Genomic DNA, 18,247 nt, shown 5'->3' with positions numbered 1-18,247 from the left:
CCCGCGCGGTTAGCGATCAGCCGCGGCGGCGTACTGCCGCCAGGCCGGCCATGCCGATGCCGAAGATCAGCAGCGAAGCCGGTTCCGGCACGCCTGCCGGCGGCTCGCGCAGCGTATTGATGCGCAGGGTGTCCAGGCCGACGTAGTTCGAAGTCGCTTCCGGACCGGTGTGGACGAAGCCCAGGCGGCCCATCACGCCCTCGAGCGGATTGATCGTCAGGGTGTACTGCCGCCAGCCGTCCTTGGGCGCGGTCACGACCATCGACTCGATGAAGTCGGCCGGGTCGGTCGATCCTTCGGTATAGCCGTAGATCACGATATCGCTGAAACCTTCCTCCGGTCCGGCGCGCAGGTAGAAGGTGGCGATGGCGCCGTTCGTGAGCGAGAACAGCGGCGTGAACAGCCGGTCATCCAGGATGCCGCCCGGTGCGGCGCTCTCGAAACTGGAGGCGATGTAGGCATTCGCCGGTTCAGCCGGGAAGCGCTGCGCCGGGAACACGTCTGGATTGCCTTGCACCCAGCCCGGCGCGATCCCCGGCGGCATGCTGGCGTTGTTGAACACCCAGCCTTGTCCCGGCAGCGCGCTCACGTCCTCGAAATCTTCCGTCAGCAGGACTGCCGCCTGCGCCCCGCCCATTGCCGACGCGAATGCCAGAGCAGCCATCAACTTCTTGATCATGTATCGCCTCCGTGCGTTGTAGTCAAAGGGCCTGTGTAACCCCGCGTTACGAGCATCGCATGCAGACGCCCGGACACCACAAGTAAGCATGGATCATGCCAGAATCATAAGTCATTGATTTTCTTACTAAACAGTGCATTTCTGGCGAGAAAAAGTTATAAATATGTAAAAGTATTCGACAGCGGTCGACACCCATCCATTTGGTACCACGCGGGTGTGACGGGACGATGAAATTCTGTTCGGCATAGCAAGATTTGACAAACATGGCCCAAAAGATCACTCCACAATGCCTCCCACACGAGAGACGCCCGAACGTCCATAGCATTCAAGACCGGAAGGCCGAAGTGAACGAAAGACGCGGTTCCGGCGGTCGCGGAATCATCATTCAGTTTTGGGAGAGAACATGAACGAGCAGATGGCACGGCAGCAGTACAGGCGCACCGCGATTGCGGGCGCGGTGGCGGTATTCGTGATGGGCTTGAGTAGCCAAGCCCTCGCACAGGCCCAGGCGCAGGAACCAAGCGAGACCCAGACCGTGGTCGTGACCGGCGTGCGCGCCGCCCTCGAACAGTCGCTGCGCCAGAAGCGCAATAGCGACGCCGTGGTCGAAGTGGTGACCGCCGAGGACATCGGCAAGATGCCGGACAAGAACGTGGCCGACGCGATCCAGCGCCTGCCGGGCGTGAACACCCAGTCCTCGGCCGGCGGCGAAGGCGGCTTCGGCGAGAACGACCGCGTCAGCCTGCGCGGCACCAGCCCCAGCCTGCAGCAGACCCTGTTCAACGGCCATGCGATCAGCACCGGCGACTGGTTCGTGTTGAACCAGTTCGGCGGCAACGTCGGCCGCTCCAGCAGCTTCTCGCTCCTGCCCTCGGAACTGGTGGGCTCGATCGTCGTGCAAAAGAGCCCGACCGCCGACCTGGTCGAAGGCGGGGTCTCCGGCGCCATCAACGTCATCACCCGCCGTCCGCTCGACTTCCGCAACCAGCTGACGGTGGAAGGCTCGGTCCAGGCCAACTACAACGATTTGTCGAGCAAGACCAAGCCGCACCTGTCCGGCCTGGTGAGCTGGAAAAACGCCGAGAACACCGCGGGCCTCCTGGTGCAGGCCTTCTCCGAGAAGGCCGCGGTGCGCCGCGACGGCCAGGAGATCCTCGGCTACACCCCGATCAGCGCCACCAGCGCCGCTGCCATCGCCAATCCGGCCCTGCGCGGCGTGGTGGTCCCGACCTTCATCGGCGCGGCCCTGTTCGAGCAGGAGAAGAAGCGCCAGGGCGGCGCCTTCGACCTGGAATTCCGTCCGCAGCGCGGCACCAGCATCGACCTGAACGGCTTCTATTCGAAGCTGGAAGCACCGCACCAGAACACCAACTGGCTAGCCGCGCCGGCCAACTCGATCAACAGCATGAACCTGGTCCCGGCCAATGCGGTCGTCCGTAACGGCACCCTGGTCGGCGCCGCCTTCACCCGCAACGCGGGCGAGGTGGACAACATCTACCGTCCGGATGCGGGCGGCGAATCCTGGTACCTGGACCTGAACGGCAAGACCCGCGTCAACGACCGCCTGAGTTTCTCGGGCAAGGTCGGCAAGACCCATGGCGTGGGCTGGGACCGCGACGACGTCTACTACCAGAACAACGTCGACGGCGGCATGACCTATGCGCTCAACGGCCTGTCCCCGGCCTCGGTCAGCTACCCGGGCGGGAACACCACCTCGCCGGGCAGCACCGCCTGGGCCGGCGGCGGCGAGTCGCAGTCGGTCGACAAGGAAAAGTACGCCCAGGTGGACGGCGAATGGCGCATGCAGGACAGCAGCGTGTCGGCGATCCGCTTCGGCGCGCGCTGGACCGATCATAGCCGCGTCGCCGAGCACCCGCTGGAGACCCGTCCGGGTCCGAACGGCTTCACGGCACCCGGCCCCGCTTGGAGTGGCCAGCAGTATCCTTCCGACTTCGGCTCTGACCTGGGCGGCAACGTCATGTCGAACTACTTCAAGTACGACGGCGCGGCACTCGGCGTCTGGGGCGCGATCCCGGGCAACCGCCTGCTCGACTACACCCTGCGCCACAACTGGACCGACGAATTCAGCGTCGGCGAGAAGACCGCGGCGCTGTACGCGATGGCCGACTTCGGCGGCGACAACTGGAGCGGCAATATCGGCCTGCGCGCCATCAGGACGCGCCAGACCACGGTGGTCAACCTGGCCGGCGGCCCCAGCCCGATCACGGGTTCGGCCTTCGGCGCCTACACCCCGACCACCTTCAAGCGCACCTACAACGACTACCTGCCGAGCGCGAACTTCAAGTACGAGGTCTCGCCGACCCTGGTGCTGCGCACGGCGCTGGCCAAGACCATCGCGCGTCCGGACTACTCGGCGCTGGGCGGCTCGGTCTCGCTCAACGACGACGCCCTGAGCGGCAGCGGCGGCAACGTCAACCTCGATCCGGTGCGCGCCACCAACTTCGACCTCGGCATGGAGTGGTACTACGCGCCGAAGGCGCTGCTGTCGGCGGGCTTCTTCTACATGGACTTCCGCTCCATCGTGGCCCAGGGCACCTCGAGCGGTACCTACTTCAACAACAAGCGCAACCAGCAGACCACGTACCAGATCACCTCGCCGTTCAATACGACCGGCAGCAACAAGGGGATCGAGTTGAGCTGGCAGCAGCCGCTCTGGAACAACTTCGGCACCCTGGTGAACTACACCCATGCCGACGGCGAGCTGGATGACGGCGGCGAGCTGCTGAACTCCTCGAAGAACACCTGGAACGTCACCGGCTACTTCGAGAACGAGCGCTTCTCGGCGCGCCTGGCCTACAACTACCGCTCCAAGTACAAGGCGGGTGTGGACCGCGGCGCCAGCCAGCACGTCGACAGCATGCCTTCGCTGGCGGCCTCGCTCAACGTCAAGCTCACCGAGCAGCTGACCCTGACCTTCGATGCGCTGAACCTGACCAACGAGACGATCAAGATGTACGCCGAAAACGAGGACCGCCCCCGTGCGTTCTACTCGAACGGCCGTACCTTCTACATCGGCCTGCGCGGCAAGCTGTAATTGCAACACCGGGGACGGCAGGGCAGCATTGCCTGCGCCGTCCCCGTAGCGGAAGCCTCACATGATCCCGACCACGGACCGGACGCCAGGCGTCCCGGCGATCGCCATCGCCTGGGAATGCCTGAGCAACTACACGCGCGACGACGCGTTTTCCGCGCGGCTCACGCTGCGCAACGATTCGACGGAGACCATCGCGCCCGGCTGGGCGATCCTCTTCAATACCTGCCGCAAGGTGATCCCCAAGAGCGTCAGCCCGGGCTACGCGATCGAGCACCTGAACGGCGACCTGTTCCGCCTGACCATGCCCGGCGGCGGGCCATGGAATCCGGGTGCCAGCCACACGCTGGAATACGAAGCCCTGCACTGGGCGATCAGCATCACCGATGCGCCGCTCGGCTTTTACCTGGAGCCTGGTGACGGCGGCGCGCCAATCAACCTGGGCGACCCGGAGATCGCGCCTTTTGCGCGTCCCGAGCAGCGCCACCGCATGCGCGGCGACCTGCTGCCGACCGCCGACGCGGCCTGGCGCTTTGAGCAGAACGCGGTCCTCCACCTGCTGCCCGAGAACGCGGTGAGCCGCATCACGCCGCGTCCCCAGTCCGCCCGTTTCGATGGCCGGCGCTGCCTGCTGTCGCGCCACGCGCCGCTCAGCTACGACCGCGCCCTGTGGAACGAAGCGTCGCTGCTGGCCTCGATGCTGGGGGGCTTGCCCGGCGTGGTACCCGGCGGCTCGGCCGACATCTGCCTCGAGATCGGAACGGTTGACGAGGTCGTCACCTGCGCGCCGGATGAAGCCTACTGCCTTGAGATCGAGCCGGGCCGGGTACGCATCCGCGGCGCCAGTCCGCATGGGGTCTTCAACGGCATCCAGAGCCTGGTGCAGCTGCTCTCGCCAAACGGCGAACTGCCGAGCGGACGCGTGGTCGACGCCCCGCGCTTCGGCTACCGCGGCATGATGCTCGACGTCGCACGCCACTTCGCCGGCGTGACCACTGTGCTGCGCCTGCTCGACTGCATGGCCAGCTACAAGCTCAATCGTTTTCACTTCCACCTGACCGACGACGAAGGCTGGCGCCTGGCGATCGGCGCGCTGCCGGAACTCACCGGCGTGGGCGCGCGCCGCGGCGTCTCGCTCGACGGCAGTCCCTGCCTGCCGCCCTCGTTCGGCTCGGGCGCCGACATCGATGCTTCCGCCGGCAGCGGCTTCTATACGGCTTCGGAATTCATCACCATCCTGCGCCATGCCCATGCGCGCCACATCGAGGTGATCCCCGAGTTCAACATGCCCGGCCATGCGCGCGCCGCCGTGACCGCGATGCGCGCGCGCTACCAGCGCTTGCTGCAGGCAGGGGAGGGCGACAAGGCCGAGGAGTTCCTGCTGAGCGATCCGGAAGATGCCTCGGTCTACGAATCGGTGCAGCTGTGGCACGACAACGTGATCTGCATCGCCTTGCCTTCGGTCGACCGCTTCATCGACACTGTGGTGGGCGAAGTCTGCATGCTGTACCGCGAGGCCGGCGTGCCGCTGCGCGTGATCCACACCGGCGGCGACGAGGTGCCGCTCGGGGCCTGGCTCGGCTCCCCGCGCTGCCGTGCGCTGATGGAGGAGCGCGGCTGGAGCAGCGTGCAGCAGCTGCACGACGATTTCCTGGAACGCTGCCGCGCGATCCTGGCGCGCCACGGCGTGGAATTCGCCGGCTGGGACGAAACCGCCCTGGTGCGCGAGGGCGAGCGCCTGCTGCCCAATCCGCGCTTCGCCGGCCCCGACTTCCACGTCTACGTCTGGAACAATGCCTGGGGCTCGGGCCAGGAAGACTGCGCCTACCGCCTGGCCAACGCCGGCTACGACGTGGTGCTGTCGAACGCCGCCAACCTGTACTTCGACCTGGCCTATGCCAAGCACCCGCAGGAACCGGGCTACTACTGGGCCGGTTTCGTCGGCACCCGCAGCGCCTTCGGCTTTTGCCCGCTGGACGTGGGCACCATGTCCAGTCTCGATCCGATGGGCCGCATACCCGCGCCAGTCACGCTGCAGCCGCTGGACGGCGCCGCGCGCGGCCGCATCGCCGGCCTGCAGGGCCAGCTGTGGGGCGAGAACGCCCGCTCGCGCGCACGCCTCGAATACCTGGCCCTGCCGCGCCTGATCGGGCTGGCGGAGCGCGCCTGGGCGCCCGATCCGGGCTGGCAGGACATCGCGGAGCTTGAGCGGCGCGCGGCCTGGGCCCTGCGCGACTGGAACGAATTCGCCAACCGCCTCGGCCAGCGCGAGCTGCCGCGCCTGGACCGTGCGCGCCGGCCCTGGGACTACCGCCTGCCGCCGCCCGGCGCCATCCTGCGCGACGGGCTGCTGCATGCGAATGTCGCCCTGCCGGGCCTGGCCGTGCATTACACTCTGGATGGGCTGGATCCGACGGCGCGCAGCCCGCGCTACGACGCACCGGTAGCGATCGGGGACACGCGCGTGGTGAAGCTGGCCAGCGTCGACACGCGCGGCCGCGCCAGCAGGATCGTTACCTTGAATGTAGAGCAGCCATGAACCCGATCAACGACCTGGCGCGCGCCGCGCTGCCGACTGCCACCCGCCATCCGCTGGCCTGGGTGCCGACCCTGTACCTCGCGCAGGGCTTGCCCTTCTATGCGGTGGCGCTGGTGGCGGGCCTGATGTACAAGTCGATGGGCGTGCCCAACGAGCAGATCGCGCGCTGGACCGGCCTGCTCGGCCTGGCCTGGGTGTTCAAGGCGCTGTGGAGCCCCTTCCTGGAACTGGCGCGCAGCAAGCGCGGGGTGGTGGTGTGCTTCCAGCTGGCCGGCGGCTGCGCGCTGGCGGCGATGGCGCTGGCCTTGCAGATGTCCAGCTGGTTCGCGCTCTCGATCGGGCTGTTCGCGATCGTGGCGCTGGCCTCGAGCACCCACGACATCTGCGCCGACGGCATCTATATCGCCAGCCTGAGCGAGCGCCAGCAGGCCGCCTACGCGGGCTGGCAGGGCGCCTTCTTCAATGCCGCCAAGTTCGTGTCGATGGGCGGGCTGGTGATGCTGGCCGGTTACCTGGAAGACCGCATGGGAACCAGGGCCGCCTGGGCCACCGTGTTCGGCCTGCTCGGCGCCCTGATGGCAGCCCTGGGCCTGTACCACCTGTGGGCGCTGCCCGACACGCCGGGCGCCGCGCGAGGGAAGCAGGGCGTGGACAGCGTGGCGTCCACCCTGCTCGACGTGATCCGCGCCTTCTTCGCCAAGCCCGGCATCTGGCTGGCGATCCTGTTCATCATCCTGTTCCGCGCCGGCGAGGGACAGATCCAGACCATCGGTCCCCTGTTCCTGCGCGATGCCCGCGAGCTGGGCGGCCTGGGCTTGAGCACGGCCCAGGTGGGCGCGGTGTACGGCACCGCCGGCACCATCGCCTTCCTGGCCGGCAGCATCGCCGGCGGCTATTTCACGGCAAGCCTCGGCCTGCGCCGCGCCATGCCCTTCCTGATCGTCGCGATGAACCTGCCCAACCTCGTGTTCTGGTACCTGAGCGTGGCGCAGCCCGAGTCGCTCGGCGTGATCGCGGTAGGACTGGGCGTGGAGATGTTCGGCTACGGCTTCGGCTTCGTCGGGATGATCCTGTTCATCATGCAGGTAGTGGCGCCCGGCCCCTACCAGACCGCGCACTACGCGCTCGGCAGCGGCTTCATGCAGCTCGGCTTCGTGCTGTTCAAGATGGTCAGCGGCGACATCCAGGGGGCGCTGGGCTACCGCGATTTCTTCCTGTGGGTGCTGGTGGCGGCGCTGCCGGTGCTGGTGCTGAGCCGCTTCGTATGGCGCTATGCGCCGGAGGCAAAGCTCAGCGCTTCTTGATCGGCAGCGCCAGCAGGCCGCGCCACTTGCCGGCGCAATCGCGTTCGACTTTCTGGATGTGCGGGCGCGTGCTGTCGAAGCGCCAGGTCGTCTGCTTGTCGAGCCAGTCCTCGTACATCGAACGGAAGCGCGGCCACTCGTGGCGGAATTCGAGGCAGGCATAGGTGCCGGCAGGGAGCACCCGCATGCCCAGGCTGCCGTCCGGGGCTTCGCCGGTGTGCCCGAAGTCGTAGCAGTATTCGCTCTCGCCGGTAAAGCCGGGATCTTCGTCGAACACCCCGTACCAGGGCGCGCCGTGGGCGATGCCATCGAGACGCTCGCGTTCGCAGATGAAGGTGTTGCAGGCGATCGAGAGCGCGGCCCCGGACTGCCCGAAGAAGCGCTGGTAGCGCAGCGTCACCGCGGGCAGGGTGCGCAGCGCGATGCGGGCGGCGATGCTGCCCGGCTCGGGCGGGCAGTAGGGCGCCAGGATCACGTCCAGGTTGGAGGGCTCGGCCACGAAGAAACTGACGTCGCTCTCGCGCCCGACCTGCTGGTCCATGTAGGCGCGCCAGCCGCCTTCGCGCCAGGCCTTGGCCGACATCGCGAACTGCTGCTTGAAGGCCTTGGCGAAGGCCGCGTTGGAGGGAAAGCCGCAGTCCTGGGCGATGCGCACGATCGGCACGTCGGGCTCGTGGCGCAGCTGGTGCGCGGCGCGGCGCAGGCGCCGCTTGCGCTGGTACTCGACCGCCGAGAAGCCGGTCAGCTCGCGGAAGATGCGGTCGAAGTGGTAGCTGGAATAGCTGGCGGAAGCGGCCAGGCCGTCGAGGGCGAGCGGATCGCCGACCGAGTCCAGCATCAGGTCCATGACCTCGTACAGGCGCGAGGTGCGCGCAAGCTGCGAGGGCGCCTTGGCGTTCATGCTGGGGAGAGCGGGCAGGCCGGCTGCCGGAGCGGGACGGGACGACAGGACATCGCGTAGCGGGGTTGCTGTTATTACAGCAATTATGCGGCAAACCCGTCGCCAGGACGTGATGTCATAGTGAAATATGTGCACGCGGCGCAACACATGCAGACGCCCGTTGCGTTGGCATCGCCGTCGGCAACGGTGGTAGCGCTCAGCCCTGTCCCGACAGCGTGGGCGTCTCGTGCGCGCGCGGGCTTTGCCGGCGTCCGGCCAGCAGGCCTTGCGCGACCTCCTGCCGCTCGGCCTCGCGGGTGAGTTCGTCGATTTGCCGTTCCAACTGTTCCAGCCGCAGGGCCTCGAGATCGAGGCCTATCTGGCGCGCGGCGGAGGCCATCAGCGCGCATTCGTCGGGACGGAAGGATTCGGCATCGGGTCGGTTGCCGACCACCACGACGCCGTCGAGGTAGCCGCGGTGGCTGATGGCGAGCACCAGCTGATTGGGCAGGATGCCCGCGACGCCATGTACCTGCAGCGCCTGCGCTCCGCCGCGCGAGATGGCGAGCTGGCCAGCGCTGGCGGCGAGCAGTAGCGGGACGCCGGTCAGGGAACTGGCGGCGCGGCGGTAGCTTCCGTCCGGCGTCCGCAGATAGATCGCGGCGCCCGCGCCTGCGCTGAAACCGTCGAGCGCTTTGACGAAGGTGGACAGGAGGGTGTCCTGGTCGGTGATGTGGGCGGCGCGGCGCACGAATGCGCGTAGCGCCTGTTCATTCTCGTGCCAGCGGCGGAACAGCAGTTTTTCGATCCAGTGTTCCAGCCTGTGGTGCACCAGATGGAAACCCAGGTAGGTCAGCAGCGCAATGGCCGCGCTGGCGATGCCGATGCGGCGCGCGAAGCTGTCCGGATCATTGAGCAAAGGCGCGGCCAGCCATTCGGCCAGCCCGACGCAGCACAGCAGCAAGGTGCTGACGATGCTGTACACGAGGGCGCGCCCGGCCGCGAAGCGGAAGTTGAAGACCCGGTGGCGCAGCACGCCGTAGGCCAGGCCCACATACATCAGCAACAGGCCGGCATAGCAGCAGAACACCGCAAGGCGCAGGCCGAACGGACCGGGCGCGTCGAGACCGGGGATGGCGGCAGCCAGCGCCGGCACGGCTCCGGTCATGATCGCCAGCAGCAGCCAGCGGTGGCGCTGGCGTATTTCGCCGGTGCTCTGGCGCCCGCCTTCGGCCAGGCTGAGCGCGGCCATGGCGACGCCCCCTCCCGCCACGAGCAGGGTCAGCCAGTCCAGTCCCGGTGCTTCGAAGCCGGCGCCGAACCATAGCGAATAGGCAGCGCAGGCGCAGGCCGCCACGCGCAAGGCCGGGAACAGGCGCTCCAGCCACAAGCGTTGCGCGGTAGCGCGGTAGGACTGGTAACGCAGCGTGAAGCGCACACACAGGTACCATGCCAGCGGATAGCAGGCCAGGTTGGCGAGCTTGCCTGCGTTGTGCAGGAACCCGGGCGCCATGTAGTTGAAACTGATGAACAGATTCAGGCTCATCGCCAGGAAACTCAGCGCCAGCGCACGGTGCGCGTCGTGCTGCGCGCCCTTGAGCGCGAGCGCCATGCAGAATCCGAGCGCGGGCAGGACCAGCAGCAGGCGCGCCATGCTGTCGGCGGCATCGGCGCGCGGGACGGCCGACGGGGACGCGGCCAGCCGCAGCGTATGCGGCGCGGCGCTGCCCGCCGCCTCGAGCGTGACGATCTCGCCGGGCTGGTAGCGGCGCCATGGATCGAAGGGGCGGGCAAAGCGCACCAGCATTCCTGGTGCCAGCACGCCGGCGGCGGGGGAGCCGGGCACCACCGAGTGGACACGCAGCAAATGCGTGGCGCGCCCGACCGGGGTATCGACCACACCCTCGAATACGATGCCGAGCGTGGCGTGGGCGCCGTCGAGGGCATGCAGGCGCTGGCGGAATTCGGCCTGCCACAGGAATAGGACGAGCACGCAGGCGCAAGCGACCGCCGCTTTCCATGCCGACTCACCCAGCAGGCGGCTCATGGCAGCGCGTCCATGCCGAAGCGGCGCCGGCCGGCCGCGGCCTGCAGTTCGACGCTACGGCGCCGGACCTGCGCATGCAAGGATCCGACCGCCTGCTGCAGCTCGTCCACCCGCAGTGCCTGCAGCCCCAGCCCGGCCTGGCTCGCCGTGTCGGCCAGCAGCGTGATTTCGTCGGGACGCCAGGACTCGCCATTCGGCCTGGCGCCAAGCAGGACGATACCGTGCAGTTGCGCGCGGTGGCACATCGGCAGGGCCAGCACGCCGGCGTCCTGCGGCAGCTGGTGGCGGGTCGGCGCAAGGTCGGCCCGCAGCAGCACCGCCAGCGGGTCGTTGGGCCCGATCCGCGGCGGAAAGCGCCCCGTAGCCGACGCGGCCAGCGCGAATCCGCCGTCAGGAAGGCGCAGGTATACGGCGCTGCCCGCATGGTCGCCAAAGCGGTCGAGCGCGGCGGCCAGGCCCGCCACCAGGGTGTCGGAAGAACGGATGTGAACGATCGCGGCCAGCCACTCGCGCAGTTGCGCCTCGCGCGCGGCCCAGCGCCGGAACACCACGGCGTGCACCGCGTGCTCGACGCGGGCATGCAGCTTGTTGAAGACCAGGAAGACCAGCACGGCCGGCGCGGCGTCCGACAGCAGCTGCCAGCCGAAGCCACTGTGGCCGGCGCTGACGTGGTGCGCGACCCAGTGCTGCAGCATGCCGAAGGTGCATAGCAACAGCAGGCTGACCACGCCGAACACGACAACGCGGTTGACCGCGAGGTAGAAATCGAACACCCGGTAGCGCATCACGGCGTAACCGAGCAGGCAATAGGTGAGGAACTGGCCGCCGAAATAGGCCAGTACCGTGATCCGCCCGAGCCCGGTTTCCCAGTCGAGCCAGGGCAACATCGTCAGCAGCGGCGGCACCCCGCCGCACATCAGACCGAGCACCAGCCAGCGGTAGCGCTGGCGCAGGTCGCCGCGTCCGGAGCGCCAGCCGTCGACCAGCGACAGGAACAGGATCAGAGCGCCGCCGCCGATCGACAGGGTGCTGGGCACCCACAGCCAGGGCGCCTCATGGCCGAGCGCGAACCAGGCGGTGTAGGCGGCGCTGGCCAGCGCGAGCGGACGGTAGAAGCGCATGGCGTGCGCCAGCCAATGGCGCAGGTGGCCGGTGTGCTGGGCGGCGTAGTGAAGTGCGAAATCCGCGGCGAAGTACCAGGCCAGGCAGTTCAGCGGCAGCTGCACCAGTTTGCCCAGTGCCGAAGGGCCGTCCGCAGCGCCGAACCAGAAGCTGTAGAAGAACGCGGCGCTCATCGCCAGGAACATCATGGACAGGCTGCGGTAGGCGCGCTGGGCCGGCTGGTGCCAGCCGATTGCGAGCGTGAACAGCAGCGCCGGAAAGACGATGAGGGTGCGGCCGATGTAATCGGTGCGGTCGGCCAGGCCGACCGGGGTCGGCAGCGCGGTCAGGCGCAGCGAGCGTCCGCTGTCGAGGGTGACATCGACGCGTTCGCCCGGTGCAAAGCGGCGCCAGCGGTCGAGCGGGCGGTCGAAGCGCAGGCGTTCTCCCGGCCGCACGCCGGCCGCCGCCAGCGGCGAGCGCGGATCAAGCGCGGCGACCGTGAGCCAGTGCGTGCCGAGGCCCTGTGGGCGCGCGCCCAGCTGGTCTTCCAGCGTGACACGCAGGCTCCCTTCGCCATCCGGCAGGCGCGCTCCGAGACCGACATGCAGTTCGCTGGCGACCAGTACCGCCAGGCCGCCCGCCATCAGCAGGATCAGCCACTTCCATACCGAGGCCGGGATGCGCCATCCGTGCATGATGTCTCCTCGACAAGTTTTCACCAAGGATGAAGCAGGCGCCGACGGTGTGCAACGAAAATCGGGCGACGCCGCGGTAACTGTTGGTTTTACGCGGCAATTCACCAGCCGGGAAGCAGGGCGGTTTGCTATGCTAGCGGCTTTTGCGAAGGCCGCCGTCGTGCCGGCCCGCATGGTCAAGGAGCACAAGATGGTCTCGCTGCAGGAGCAGTTGCTGAAAGCCGGCTTGGTGGACAAGAAAAAGGTCCAGAAGGTCAACCAGGACAAGAGCAAGCAGAAAAAGATCGAGCGCCGCACCGGCGCCGAATCGGTCAACGAATCGCGCGAGGCCGCGCTGGAGATGCAGCGCCAGAATGCCGAGCGGGCGCGCGAACTGAATGCCCAGCGCGACGCTGCCGCCGCCCAGAAGGCGGTCAAGGCGCAAATCGCCCAGCTGGTGCAGCAGAACCGCCAGCCGCGCGCCAAGTCGGGCAAGGGCGACATCGCCTACAACTTCACGCACGGCAGCAAGATCGAGCGCATCTACGTGTCCGAGCAGGTGCAGCAGCACCTGGTGTCCGGACGCCTCGTGATCGTGTTCCTGGCCGGGAACTACGAACTGGTGCCGAAGGTCATCGGCGAGAAGATCGCCGAGCGCGATCCGGACAGCGTCATCCAGGTCAAACAGACCAGTATCCAGGCCGATGCGGACGATCCCTACGCGGACTTCAAGATCCCGGACGACTTCACCTGGTAATCCAGTCTGTCTGCCGTACTATTGAACAGCTATCTTTGACGATTTTGAGTTACACTGAATGTCTCGCATTTGTAGCGGGACAACCATCAGATAACGGGTTCAACGGCGGGTCATATGAACGACAGAATGGATGAACAGCGGGGCGAAGCCCGCGAAGTTACCTACCGCAGCGGTGTCGCTGCGCGCCTGGCGGGCTTGCCCGTCGAAACCCTGCGCGTCTGGGAGCGGCGCTATGCGCTGTCGGATACCCAGCGTTCGGCGCACGGACAGCGGCTCTATACCGCCGAACAGGTGCGGCGCCTGGGCCTGCTCAAGCAGCTGGTCGACCTGGGGCACCCGATCGGCGTGCTGACCGGCCTGCCGGTCGAGCGCCTGGAAGAAATGCTGGCGCCGAATGCCGCGCGCGCATCCGAGGTGGCCGGCCCGATGCGGGCGATGGTGGTCGGCGACAGCCTGGTGCGCCGCATCGCCGCCAGCGGCCGCGACGGACGCGCGCTGCAGGTGCAGCGCCATTGCGCCCGGCTCGAGCAGGTAGGCGCGATGGCCGACGGCGTGGCGCTCGACGTGCTCTTGATCGAAGCCTCCGAACTCGACGATGGCGCGGTGGCCCAGATCGCGGCGGCGCGCGACATCATGCGTCCGCTGGCGACCGTGGTGCTGTACCGCTTCTGCGGCAGCGCCACCATCCGCGCGCTGCGCAGCGAAGGCTGCCTGGTGGCGCGCGTGCCGGCCGAAATCGGCGAACTGGTGTCGCTGTGCCGCTCCGCCCTGGCCGGCCAGGGCCTGCCGGCGCCCGACCCGCAAGGCGAGCCGGTGGCGCCGCGCCGCTTCGACGACCAGGCGCTGGCGGCCATCACGGCGGCCGGCAACCGCCTGTCCTGCGAATGCCCGCGCCACTTGTCGGACATCCTCATGATGGTGGGCAGCTTCGAGCGTTACAGCGCCCAGTGCGCTGCGCGCAACCAGGAAGACGCCCGCCTGCACCGCGAACTCGAGCTGGCATCGGGCCGCGCGCGCATGGTGCTGGAAACGGCGATGGAAAGGCTGGCGCTGGCCGAAGGCCTGCCGCTGCCGGGCAAGAACGGCTGAAGCAATCATGCTTCGAGAAAATTCGAAACCATAACGCCGTGAAATCTGTTTGAAGTAAAGCAGGAAAGCGGTTGATCTCTCTCATGCGTGCAGTGTCTGTCCGGTTTGGCTCAAGCGGGTAACTAGCGGTGGGGCGTAGCGTGGTAGTGTCGAAGTAAGGTGCGCAGGGGTAGCGGCGATCCGTGTTCCAATACGGATTCCGGGTCATGCTTGTCCCGGCGCGGTACGTTTCCGAGACAAGCATGCCGTCATCCCAAGGAGGGCAGCATGGCAAACACGTTCAAGGCAGGCGATAAGGTGCAATGGCAGTCGTCGCAGGGTACGGTGCACGGCACGGTCAAAAAGAAGCTGACGTCGCCGACCGAGATCAAGGGCCACCACGTGGCGGCGTCAAACGAGCATCCGGAATACCTGGTGGTCAGCGACAAGACCGGCGCCGAGGCGGCGCACAAGGCGGACGCACTCAAGAAGGCGTGAATGAGGAGAGGAAGGGGCCGCTATAATCCTTCCTTTTCTGACCGGTCCATGGCGCCGGTGTTTTCAGTCCGATGGCCATCGACTGGTTCTCCCCGGCGCAGTGCGTCGGCTATGCGGCATTCGTGCTGGGCGTCGCTTCCTTCCTTCAGAAGGACGACCGCCGCTTCAAGCTCTTCATGGCGGCCGAGTGCCTCGCCTACATCATCCACTTCAGCCTGCTCGGCAGGCCGACGGCGGTCGCCAGTTCGACCATGTCGCTGCTGCGATCGGTGCTGGCGCTGTACACCCGTTCGAAGTGGGTGGCGCTGCTCGTGATCGCCGCGAACCTGGCATTGGGGCTGACGTTTGCCACCCGCCCCAGCGACTGGCTGCCGCTTGGCGCCTCCTGCATCGGCACGCTGGCCCTGTTCCTGATGGAGGGCGTGCGCATGCGCATTGCCATGCTGTGCGGGACCGTGCTCTGGATCGTGAATAACGTGATCGCCGGATCGGTCGGCGGCACTGCGCTGGAACTGGTGATCGCCGCCGTCAACCTGGTGACGATCCGGCGCATGCTGCGCGATGCGCGTGTGACGCCGTCCTGAGCGAAGGCTTTTCTACTCAGCCCGGATCCTGTGTCGTATCTGGGTGATTCCCTTTCCCCGCCGGCCCGCCGGCTCGCCGACAGCGTTCGGAACAATACTTGACGTGTTCCCAGTCGCGCTCCCACTTCTTGCGCCAAGTAAAAGGAAGCCCGCAATGGGCGCATGACTTCGTCGGCAATGCCGATTTCTTCCGCATTTTCATGCAGCCAATTGTAGTCCTGGCGCGGCTCCCATCCGCAACGCGAAACAGCGGAGGCTATACTGGATGTGCGCGCCTTTGCCACTCCATGCCGCATGCATGCCTGGGCAGGAGGTGCTGGCGATGCTTACCCAGTCGGATTGTCCGGTGGTAAGCTATTCGCGTTGTCACTTCAACCTGAAGGAAGTTTATGAAACCCTTGTTCTCGTCCGACGAAGAAGCGAACGCAGCATCCTCGGCGCCGGCACCGACCCTCGCGCCCCTGCTGAATCCCGGCGTGATGCCGGACGCGCTGCCGGCATTGCGTCCGGAGGCGAGCGCGGCCCCCATGGTCCGGGTCGATATCTCCGGCATCGACGACAAGGCGATCGAGACCCTGGGCGGCAACACCGGCGCCGGCGTGGCCAAGGTATCGGCCAAGCTGCTGGGCACCGTGCGCGCCTCGGATGCGGACGTGTTCGGCACGCAGCTGAACGAACTGATCGCGACCTCCAAGGGCCTGGACCCGGCCAAGCTGCGCTCCGGCGGCCTGCTGTCGCGCGTCACGAACATGTTCGGCTCGGTCAAGGAAAAGATGCTGTCGCAGTACCAGGTGGTCGAATCGCGCATGGACGCCCTGATCGGCGAGATGACGCGCCACGCCAACCTGCACCGCAGCCGCATCCAGGATTTCGACGAGATGTACAAGGGCCTGGAAAGCTATTACCAGGGCCTGGACGCCGACGTGAAAAAGGGCGAGGCCTGGGCCGACAAGCTGCGCCAGGCACTCGCGCAGCAGGGCGCGGCGGCGAATGCCTTCGAGGCGCAGCAGGCGACCGAACTGAAGCGCCGCCTGGAACGTCTCGAAAAGCGCATCGACGACCTCAAGCGCGCCATGCTGATGGCCACCCAGATGGTGCCGCAGATCCGCCTGTCGCAGGACAATGCGCGCGCGCTCACCGATACCTTTACCGACATCGTCAACGTGTCGATCCCGGCCTGGCGCAACGTGTTCTCGCTCTACCTGCTGCAGCTCGAAGCCAAGCAGAGCGCCGCGGTCGCCAACGCCGCCTACGACGCCACCGACGCGGCCTTCCGCGCTCAGGCCGATATGCTGCTGGAAAATACCGAGACGGTGGCGCGCGCCAAGCAGCGCTCCCTGGTCAGCCTGGAAACCGCCCAGCACGTCCAGACCCAGCTGGTGACGGCCTTCGACAAGCTCGAACAGATCTCGAACGAAGGCCAGCAGCGCCGCAGGGACGAGCTGCCCAAGCTGCAGGAGCTGGAACGCGAGCTGATCGCGCGCTTCTCGCCATCCGCCTCCTGAACGAACCACCCATTTTCACCATAGAAGGAAAGCCATGTCGACGACGCTCCAAACCGGCCACCGCATCAACTTAGAGAAGACCGCTCCGGGCTTGACGCGCGTGCGGATCGGCCTTGGATGGAAGGTCAATGCGGCCGACGGCCCGGCCTTCGACCTCGACTCGTCGGTCTTCCTGTGCCGGAAGAACGCGGACGACCACCCGGTCATGATCAGCAATGCCCACTTCGTCTACTACAACCACACCACCTCGCCGGACGGCGCCGTGGTGCACTCGGGCGACAACCGCACGGGCGACAGGGACGGCGACGACGAAGTGATCACCGTCGACCTGACCAGGGTCGAAGCGGAGGTGGTGGAGATGCCGATCGTCGTGACCATCCACGAGGCCGAAGCGCGCAAGCAGACTTTCGGCCGCGTCACCGACGCCTACATCAAGGTGTACAACGACGAGACCAATGAGGTGATCGCGGAATACGATCTGGACGAAGACTACTCGGACAAGACCGCACTGCAGTTCGGTTCGCTGTACCGCAAGGATGGCGAATGGCGCTTCCAGGCCGTCGGCGCCGGCTTCAAGCTGAACCTGGCGACCTTCATCCGCAAGCTGGGCGGTACTGTCTGAGGAGGGCCGGCGCTTTGGCGCCGCATGATCGATGACGCACGAGAAGCCCAAGGCATTCGACTTCGCCGAGGAGCCTGAGGCTTCTCCTGGTTCGTCGGGGCCGCGCGCCTTTGACTTCGGGGACGAACAGGGCGCCGCGCCGCCTGTTCCCAGTAGCTCGCCGCGGGCGCTGTCCTTCGACGATCTTCCTTCGGCGCCCGAAGGCCTGCTGCAGAAGGCCGTCGCCAGGCCGCTGTTCGACAGCGACGATCATCCGGCCGTGCGCGATGCGCTGGCGATCGGCAGGCGCGACTTTCCACTCCTGTTCGAGCATTCGGAGCAGCGCCTGGCGGCGCTGCTGCGCCGCATCCTGCCGGTGCGCTTGGCGCTGGTCACGGACTGGGCCGAAGCGCCCTTGATGGAGCAGGCCGGGCTGCTCCAGCCGATCACCGAACTGGTATTGAAGTTCACGCAGATGGGCGTGCCCGCGCTGCTCGAGGCCGCGCTCGAGAGCACGAAAGAGCCGAGCGGTGTGTTCGGCAAATTCTTCCGCCGTGCCAGCACGCCCGCCGAATACAAGCCGGCGCTGACATCCGCCCGCCAGCAGCTGGTGCAGCTGATGACGGACAGCGAAGCCGCCATGGGCACGCTGGAAGCATCGGCGCAAAACCTGAGCCTGCACGCGGCCGTGCTGGCCGTCGTCGCGACCCTTGCCGACGCCGCAGTGGATGCCAGCCTGCGTGATGCGCTCATCCAGCGCCGCACGCTGATCCAGCAGGCCATCCGCCAGGCCGAGCTGTCGGTGCTGCAGATGGGGCAGGTGCGCCAGCAGGCAGCCGAGCTGATCGGCCAGGTGTCGTCCTTCCTGACGGTGACCCTGCCGGCGCTGGAGATGGCGCAGGCGCAGGGCGGGAACTGAAGGACGCCGCACACGGCCCCGGCACAGTAGAATTTG

General features: G+C 67.1%; 15 protein-coding genes. 10 read left to right on the top strand and 5 right to left on the bottom strand.

Going from position 1 to position 18,247, the window contains the following annotated elements; translation table 11 throughout:
- Positions 1–16 precede the first annotated feature (16 nt).
- Positions 17–679: a choice-of-anchor J family PEP-CTERM protein gene (locus GV068_RS24915; RefSeq protein WP_201303252.1), complete on the bottom strand. Its 663-nt coding sequence runs from the start codon at positions 677–679 to the stop codon at positions 17–19.
- 403 nt (positions 680–1,082) lie between these two features.
- Here GV068_RS24915 and GV068_RS07050 point away from each other — a divergent pair, with 403 nt between their 5' ends.
- The 3 genes from GV068_RS07050 to GV068_RS07040 all read left to right on the top strand — a co-directional run bounded on the left by GV068_RS07050 (position 1,083) and on the right by GV068_RS07040 (position 7,574).
- The gene (locus tag GV068_RS07050; protein ID WP_229463841.1) at positions 1,083–3,734 is read left to right on the top strand and encodes a TonB-dependent receptor; all 2,652 of its coding nucleotides are present in this window, start codon (positions 1,083–1,085) and stop codon (positions 3,732–3,734) included.
- A gap of 61 nt (positions 3,735–3,795) precedes the next feature.
- Complete coding sequence (locus GV068_RS07045; protein WP_159696656.1) at positions 3,796–6,270, top strand: family 20 glycosylhydrolase; 2,475 nt, start codon at positions 3,796–3,798, stop codon at positions 6,268–6,270.
- The gene (locus GV068_RS07040) at positions 6,267–7,574 is read left to right on the top strand and encodes an MFS transporter (protein WP_159696655.1); all 1,308 of its coding nucleotides are present in this window, start codon (positions 6,267–6,269) and stop codon (positions 7,572–7,574) included. Before GV068_RS07045 ends, GV068_RS07040 begins: the two co-directional genes overlap by 4 nt.
- On the opposite strand, the gene GV068_RS07035 is transcribed toward GV068_RS07040, so the two are convergent.
- The 3 genes from GV068_RS07035 to GV068_RS07025 form a co-directional block, all read right to left on the bottom strand.
- Positions 7,561–8,475 carry a helix-turn-helix domain-containing protein gene (locus GV068_RS07035; RefSeq protein ID WP_159696654.1) on the bottom strand — a complete coding sequence of 305 codons (915 nt, stop codon included), beginning with the start codon at positions 8,473–8,475 and terminating at the stop codon, positions 7,561–7,563. The two genes, GV068_RS07040 and GV068_RS07035, sit on opposite strands and share 14 nt — an antisense overlap.
- Positions 8,476–8,671: 196 nt before the next feature.
- Positions 8,672–10,501 (bottom strand): hypothetical protein, encoded by a 1,830-nt coding sequence (locus GV068_RS07030; RefSeq protein WP_159696653.1) that lies wholly within the window; start codon positions 10,499–10,501, stop codon positions 8,672–8,674.
- Positions 10,498–12,300 (bottom strand): hypothetical protein, encoded by a 1,803-nt coding sequence (locus GV068_RS07025; RefSeq protein WP_159696652.1) that lies wholly within the window; start codon positions 12,298–12,300, stop codon positions 10,498–10,500. The genes GV068_RS07030 and GV068_RS07025 overlap by 4 nt, the downstream gene beginning before the upstream one ends.
- A 190-nt stretch (positions 12,301–12,490) precedes the next feature.
- Here GV068_RS07025 and GV068_RS07020 point away from each other — a divergent pair, with 190 nt between their 5' ends.
- The 4 genes from GV068_RS07020 to GV068_RS07005 all read left to right on the top strand — a co-directional run bounded on the left by GV068_RS07020 (position 12,491) and on the right by GV068_RS07005 (position 15,186).
- The gene (locus GV068_RS07020) at positions 12,491–13,036 is read left to right on the top strand and encodes a DUF2058 domain-containing protein (protein ID WP_159704676.1); all 546 of its coding nucleotides are present in this window, start codon (positions 12,491–12,493) and stop codon (positions 13,034–13,036) included.
- 126 nt (positions 13,037–13,162) lie between these two features.
- Positions 13,163–14,125: a MerR family transcriptional regulator gene (locus tag GV068_RS07015; protein WP_229463839.1), complete on the top strand. Its 963-nt coding sequence runs from the start codon at positions 13,163–13,165 to the stop codon at positions 14,123–14,125.
- A 267-nt stretch (positions 14,126–14,392) separates the two neighbouring features.
- Complete coding sequence (locus GV068_RS07010; protein ID WP_159696650.1) at positions 14,393–14,602, top strand: DUF2945 domain-containing protein; 210 nt, start codon at positions 14,393–14,395, stop codon at positions 14,600–14,602.
- 71 nt (positions 14,603–14,673) lie between these two features.
- Complete coding sequence (locus GV068_RS07005; RefSeq protein ID WP_201303251.1) at positions 14,674–15,186, top strand: YgjV family protein; 513 nt, start codon at positions 14,674–14,676, stop codon at positions 15,184–15,186.
- A gap of 16 nt (positions 15,187–15,202) precedes the next feature.
- Here GV068_RS07005 and GV068_RS07000 read toward each other — a convergent pair whose 3' ends face one another.
- Positions 15,203–15,382 carry a DUF2256 domain-containing protein gene (locus tag GV068_RS07000; RefSeq protein WP_373888434.1) on the bottom strand — a complete coding sequence of 60 codons (180 nt, stop codon included), beginning with the start codon at positions 15,380–15,382 and terminating at the stop codon, positions 15,203–15,205.
- Positions 15,383–15,575: 193 nt separating this feature from the next.
- Between GV068_RS07000 and GV068_RS06995 the strand changes: the two genes are divergently transcribed.
- Genes GV068_RS06995 through GV068_RS06985 form a run of 3 tightly spaced genes read left to right on the top strand, consistent with a single transcriptional unit; the run spans position 15,576 to position 18,211 of the window.
- Complete coding sequence (locus tag GV068_RS06995) at positions 15,576–16,691, top strand: toxic anion resistance protein (RefSeq protein WP_159696648.1); 1,116 nt, start codon at positions 15,576–15,578, stop codon at positions 16,689–16,691.
- Positions 16,692–16,725: 34 nt separating this feature from the next.
- Positions 16,726–17,313: a TerD family protein gene (locus GV068_RS06990; protein ID WP_159696647.1), complete on the top strand. Its 588-nt coding sequence runs from the start codon at positions 16,726–16,728 to the stop codon at positions 17,311–17,313.
- 31 nt (positions 17,314–17,344) lie between these two features.
- Positions 17,345–18,211: a hypothetical protein gene (locus tag GV068_RS06985; protein ID WP_159696646.1), complete on the top strand. Its 867-nt coding sequence runs from the start codon at positions 17,345–17,347 to the stop codon at positions 18,209–18,211.
- Positions 18,212–18,247: the final 36 nt, after the last annotated feature.

Source organism: Massilia sp. 9I, assembly GCF_902506415.1.
Taxonomy (GTDB): domain Bacteria; phylum Pseudomonadota; class Gammaproteobacteria; order Burkholderiales; family Burkholderiaceae_D; genus Telluria.
Note: the sequence above shows the minus strand (reverse complement) of the source record. Positions and strands in the feature narration are given on the sequence as shown.

Excerpts from the sequence above, each read along its gene's own strand:
- GV068_RS24915 (WP_201303252.1), bottom strand. The coding sequence starts at position 679 with ATGATCAAGAAGTTGATGGCTGCTCTGGCATTCGCGTCGGCAATGGGC.
- GV068_RS07050 (WP_229463841.1), top strand. The coding sequence starts at position 1,083 with ATGAACGAGCAGATGGCACGGCAGCAGTACAGGCGCACCGCGATTGCG.
- GV068_RS07045 (WP_159696656.1), top strand. The coding sequence starts at position 3,796 with ATGATCCCGACCACGGACCGGACGCCAGGCGTCCCGGCGATCGCCATC.
- GV068_RS07040 (WP_159696655.1), top strand. The coding sequence starts at position 6,267 with ATGAACCCGATCAACGACCTGGCGCGCGCCGCGCTGCCGACTGCCACC.
- GV068_RS07035 (WP_159696654.1), bottom strand. The coding sequence starts at position 8,475 with ATGAACGCCAAGGCGCCCTCGCAGCTTGCGCGCACCTCGCGCCTGTAC.
- GV068_RS07030 (WP_159696653.1), bottom strand. The coding sequence starts at position 10,501 with ATGAGCCGCCTGCTGGGTGAGTCGGCATGGAAAGCGGCGGTCGCTTGC.
- GV068_RS07025 (WP_159696652.1), bottom strand. The coding sequence starts at position 12,300 with ATGCACGGATGGCGCATCCCGGCCTCGGTATGGAAGTGGCTGATCCTG.
- GV068_RS07020 (WP_159704676.1), top strand. The coding sequence starts at position 12,491 with ATGGTCTCGCTGCAGGAGCAGTTGCTGAAAGCCGGCTTGGTGGACAAG.
- GV068_RS07015 (WP_229463839.1), top strand. The coding sequence starts at position 13,163 with ATGGATGAACAGCGGGGCGAAGCCCGCGAAGTTACCTACCGCAGCGGT.
- GV068_RS07010 (WP_159696650.1), top strand. The coding sequence starts at position 14,393 with ATGGCAAACACGTTCAAGGCAGGCGATAAGGTGCAATGGCAGTCGTCG.
- GV068_RS07005 (WP_201303251.1), top strand. The coding sequence starts at position 14,674 with ATGGCCATCGACTGGTTCTCCCCGGCGCAGTGCGTCGGCTATGCGGCA.
- GV068_RS07000 (WP_373888434.1), bottom strand. The coding sequence starts at position 15,382 with ATGCGGAAGAAATCGGCATTGCCGACGAAGTCATGCGCCCATTGCGGG.
- GV068_RS06995 (WP_159696648.1), top strand. The coding sequence starts at position 15,576 with ATGAAACCCTTGTTCTCGTCCGACGAAGAAGCGAACGCAGCATCCTCG.
- GV068_RS06990 (WP_159696647.1), top strand. The coding sequence starts at position 16,726 with ATGTCGACGACGCTCCAAACCGGCCACCGCATCAACTTAGAGAAGACC.
- GV068_RS06985 (WP_159696646.1), top strand. The coding sequence starts at position 17,345 with ATGACGCACGAGAAGCCCAAGGCATTCGACTTCGCCGAGGAGCCTGAG.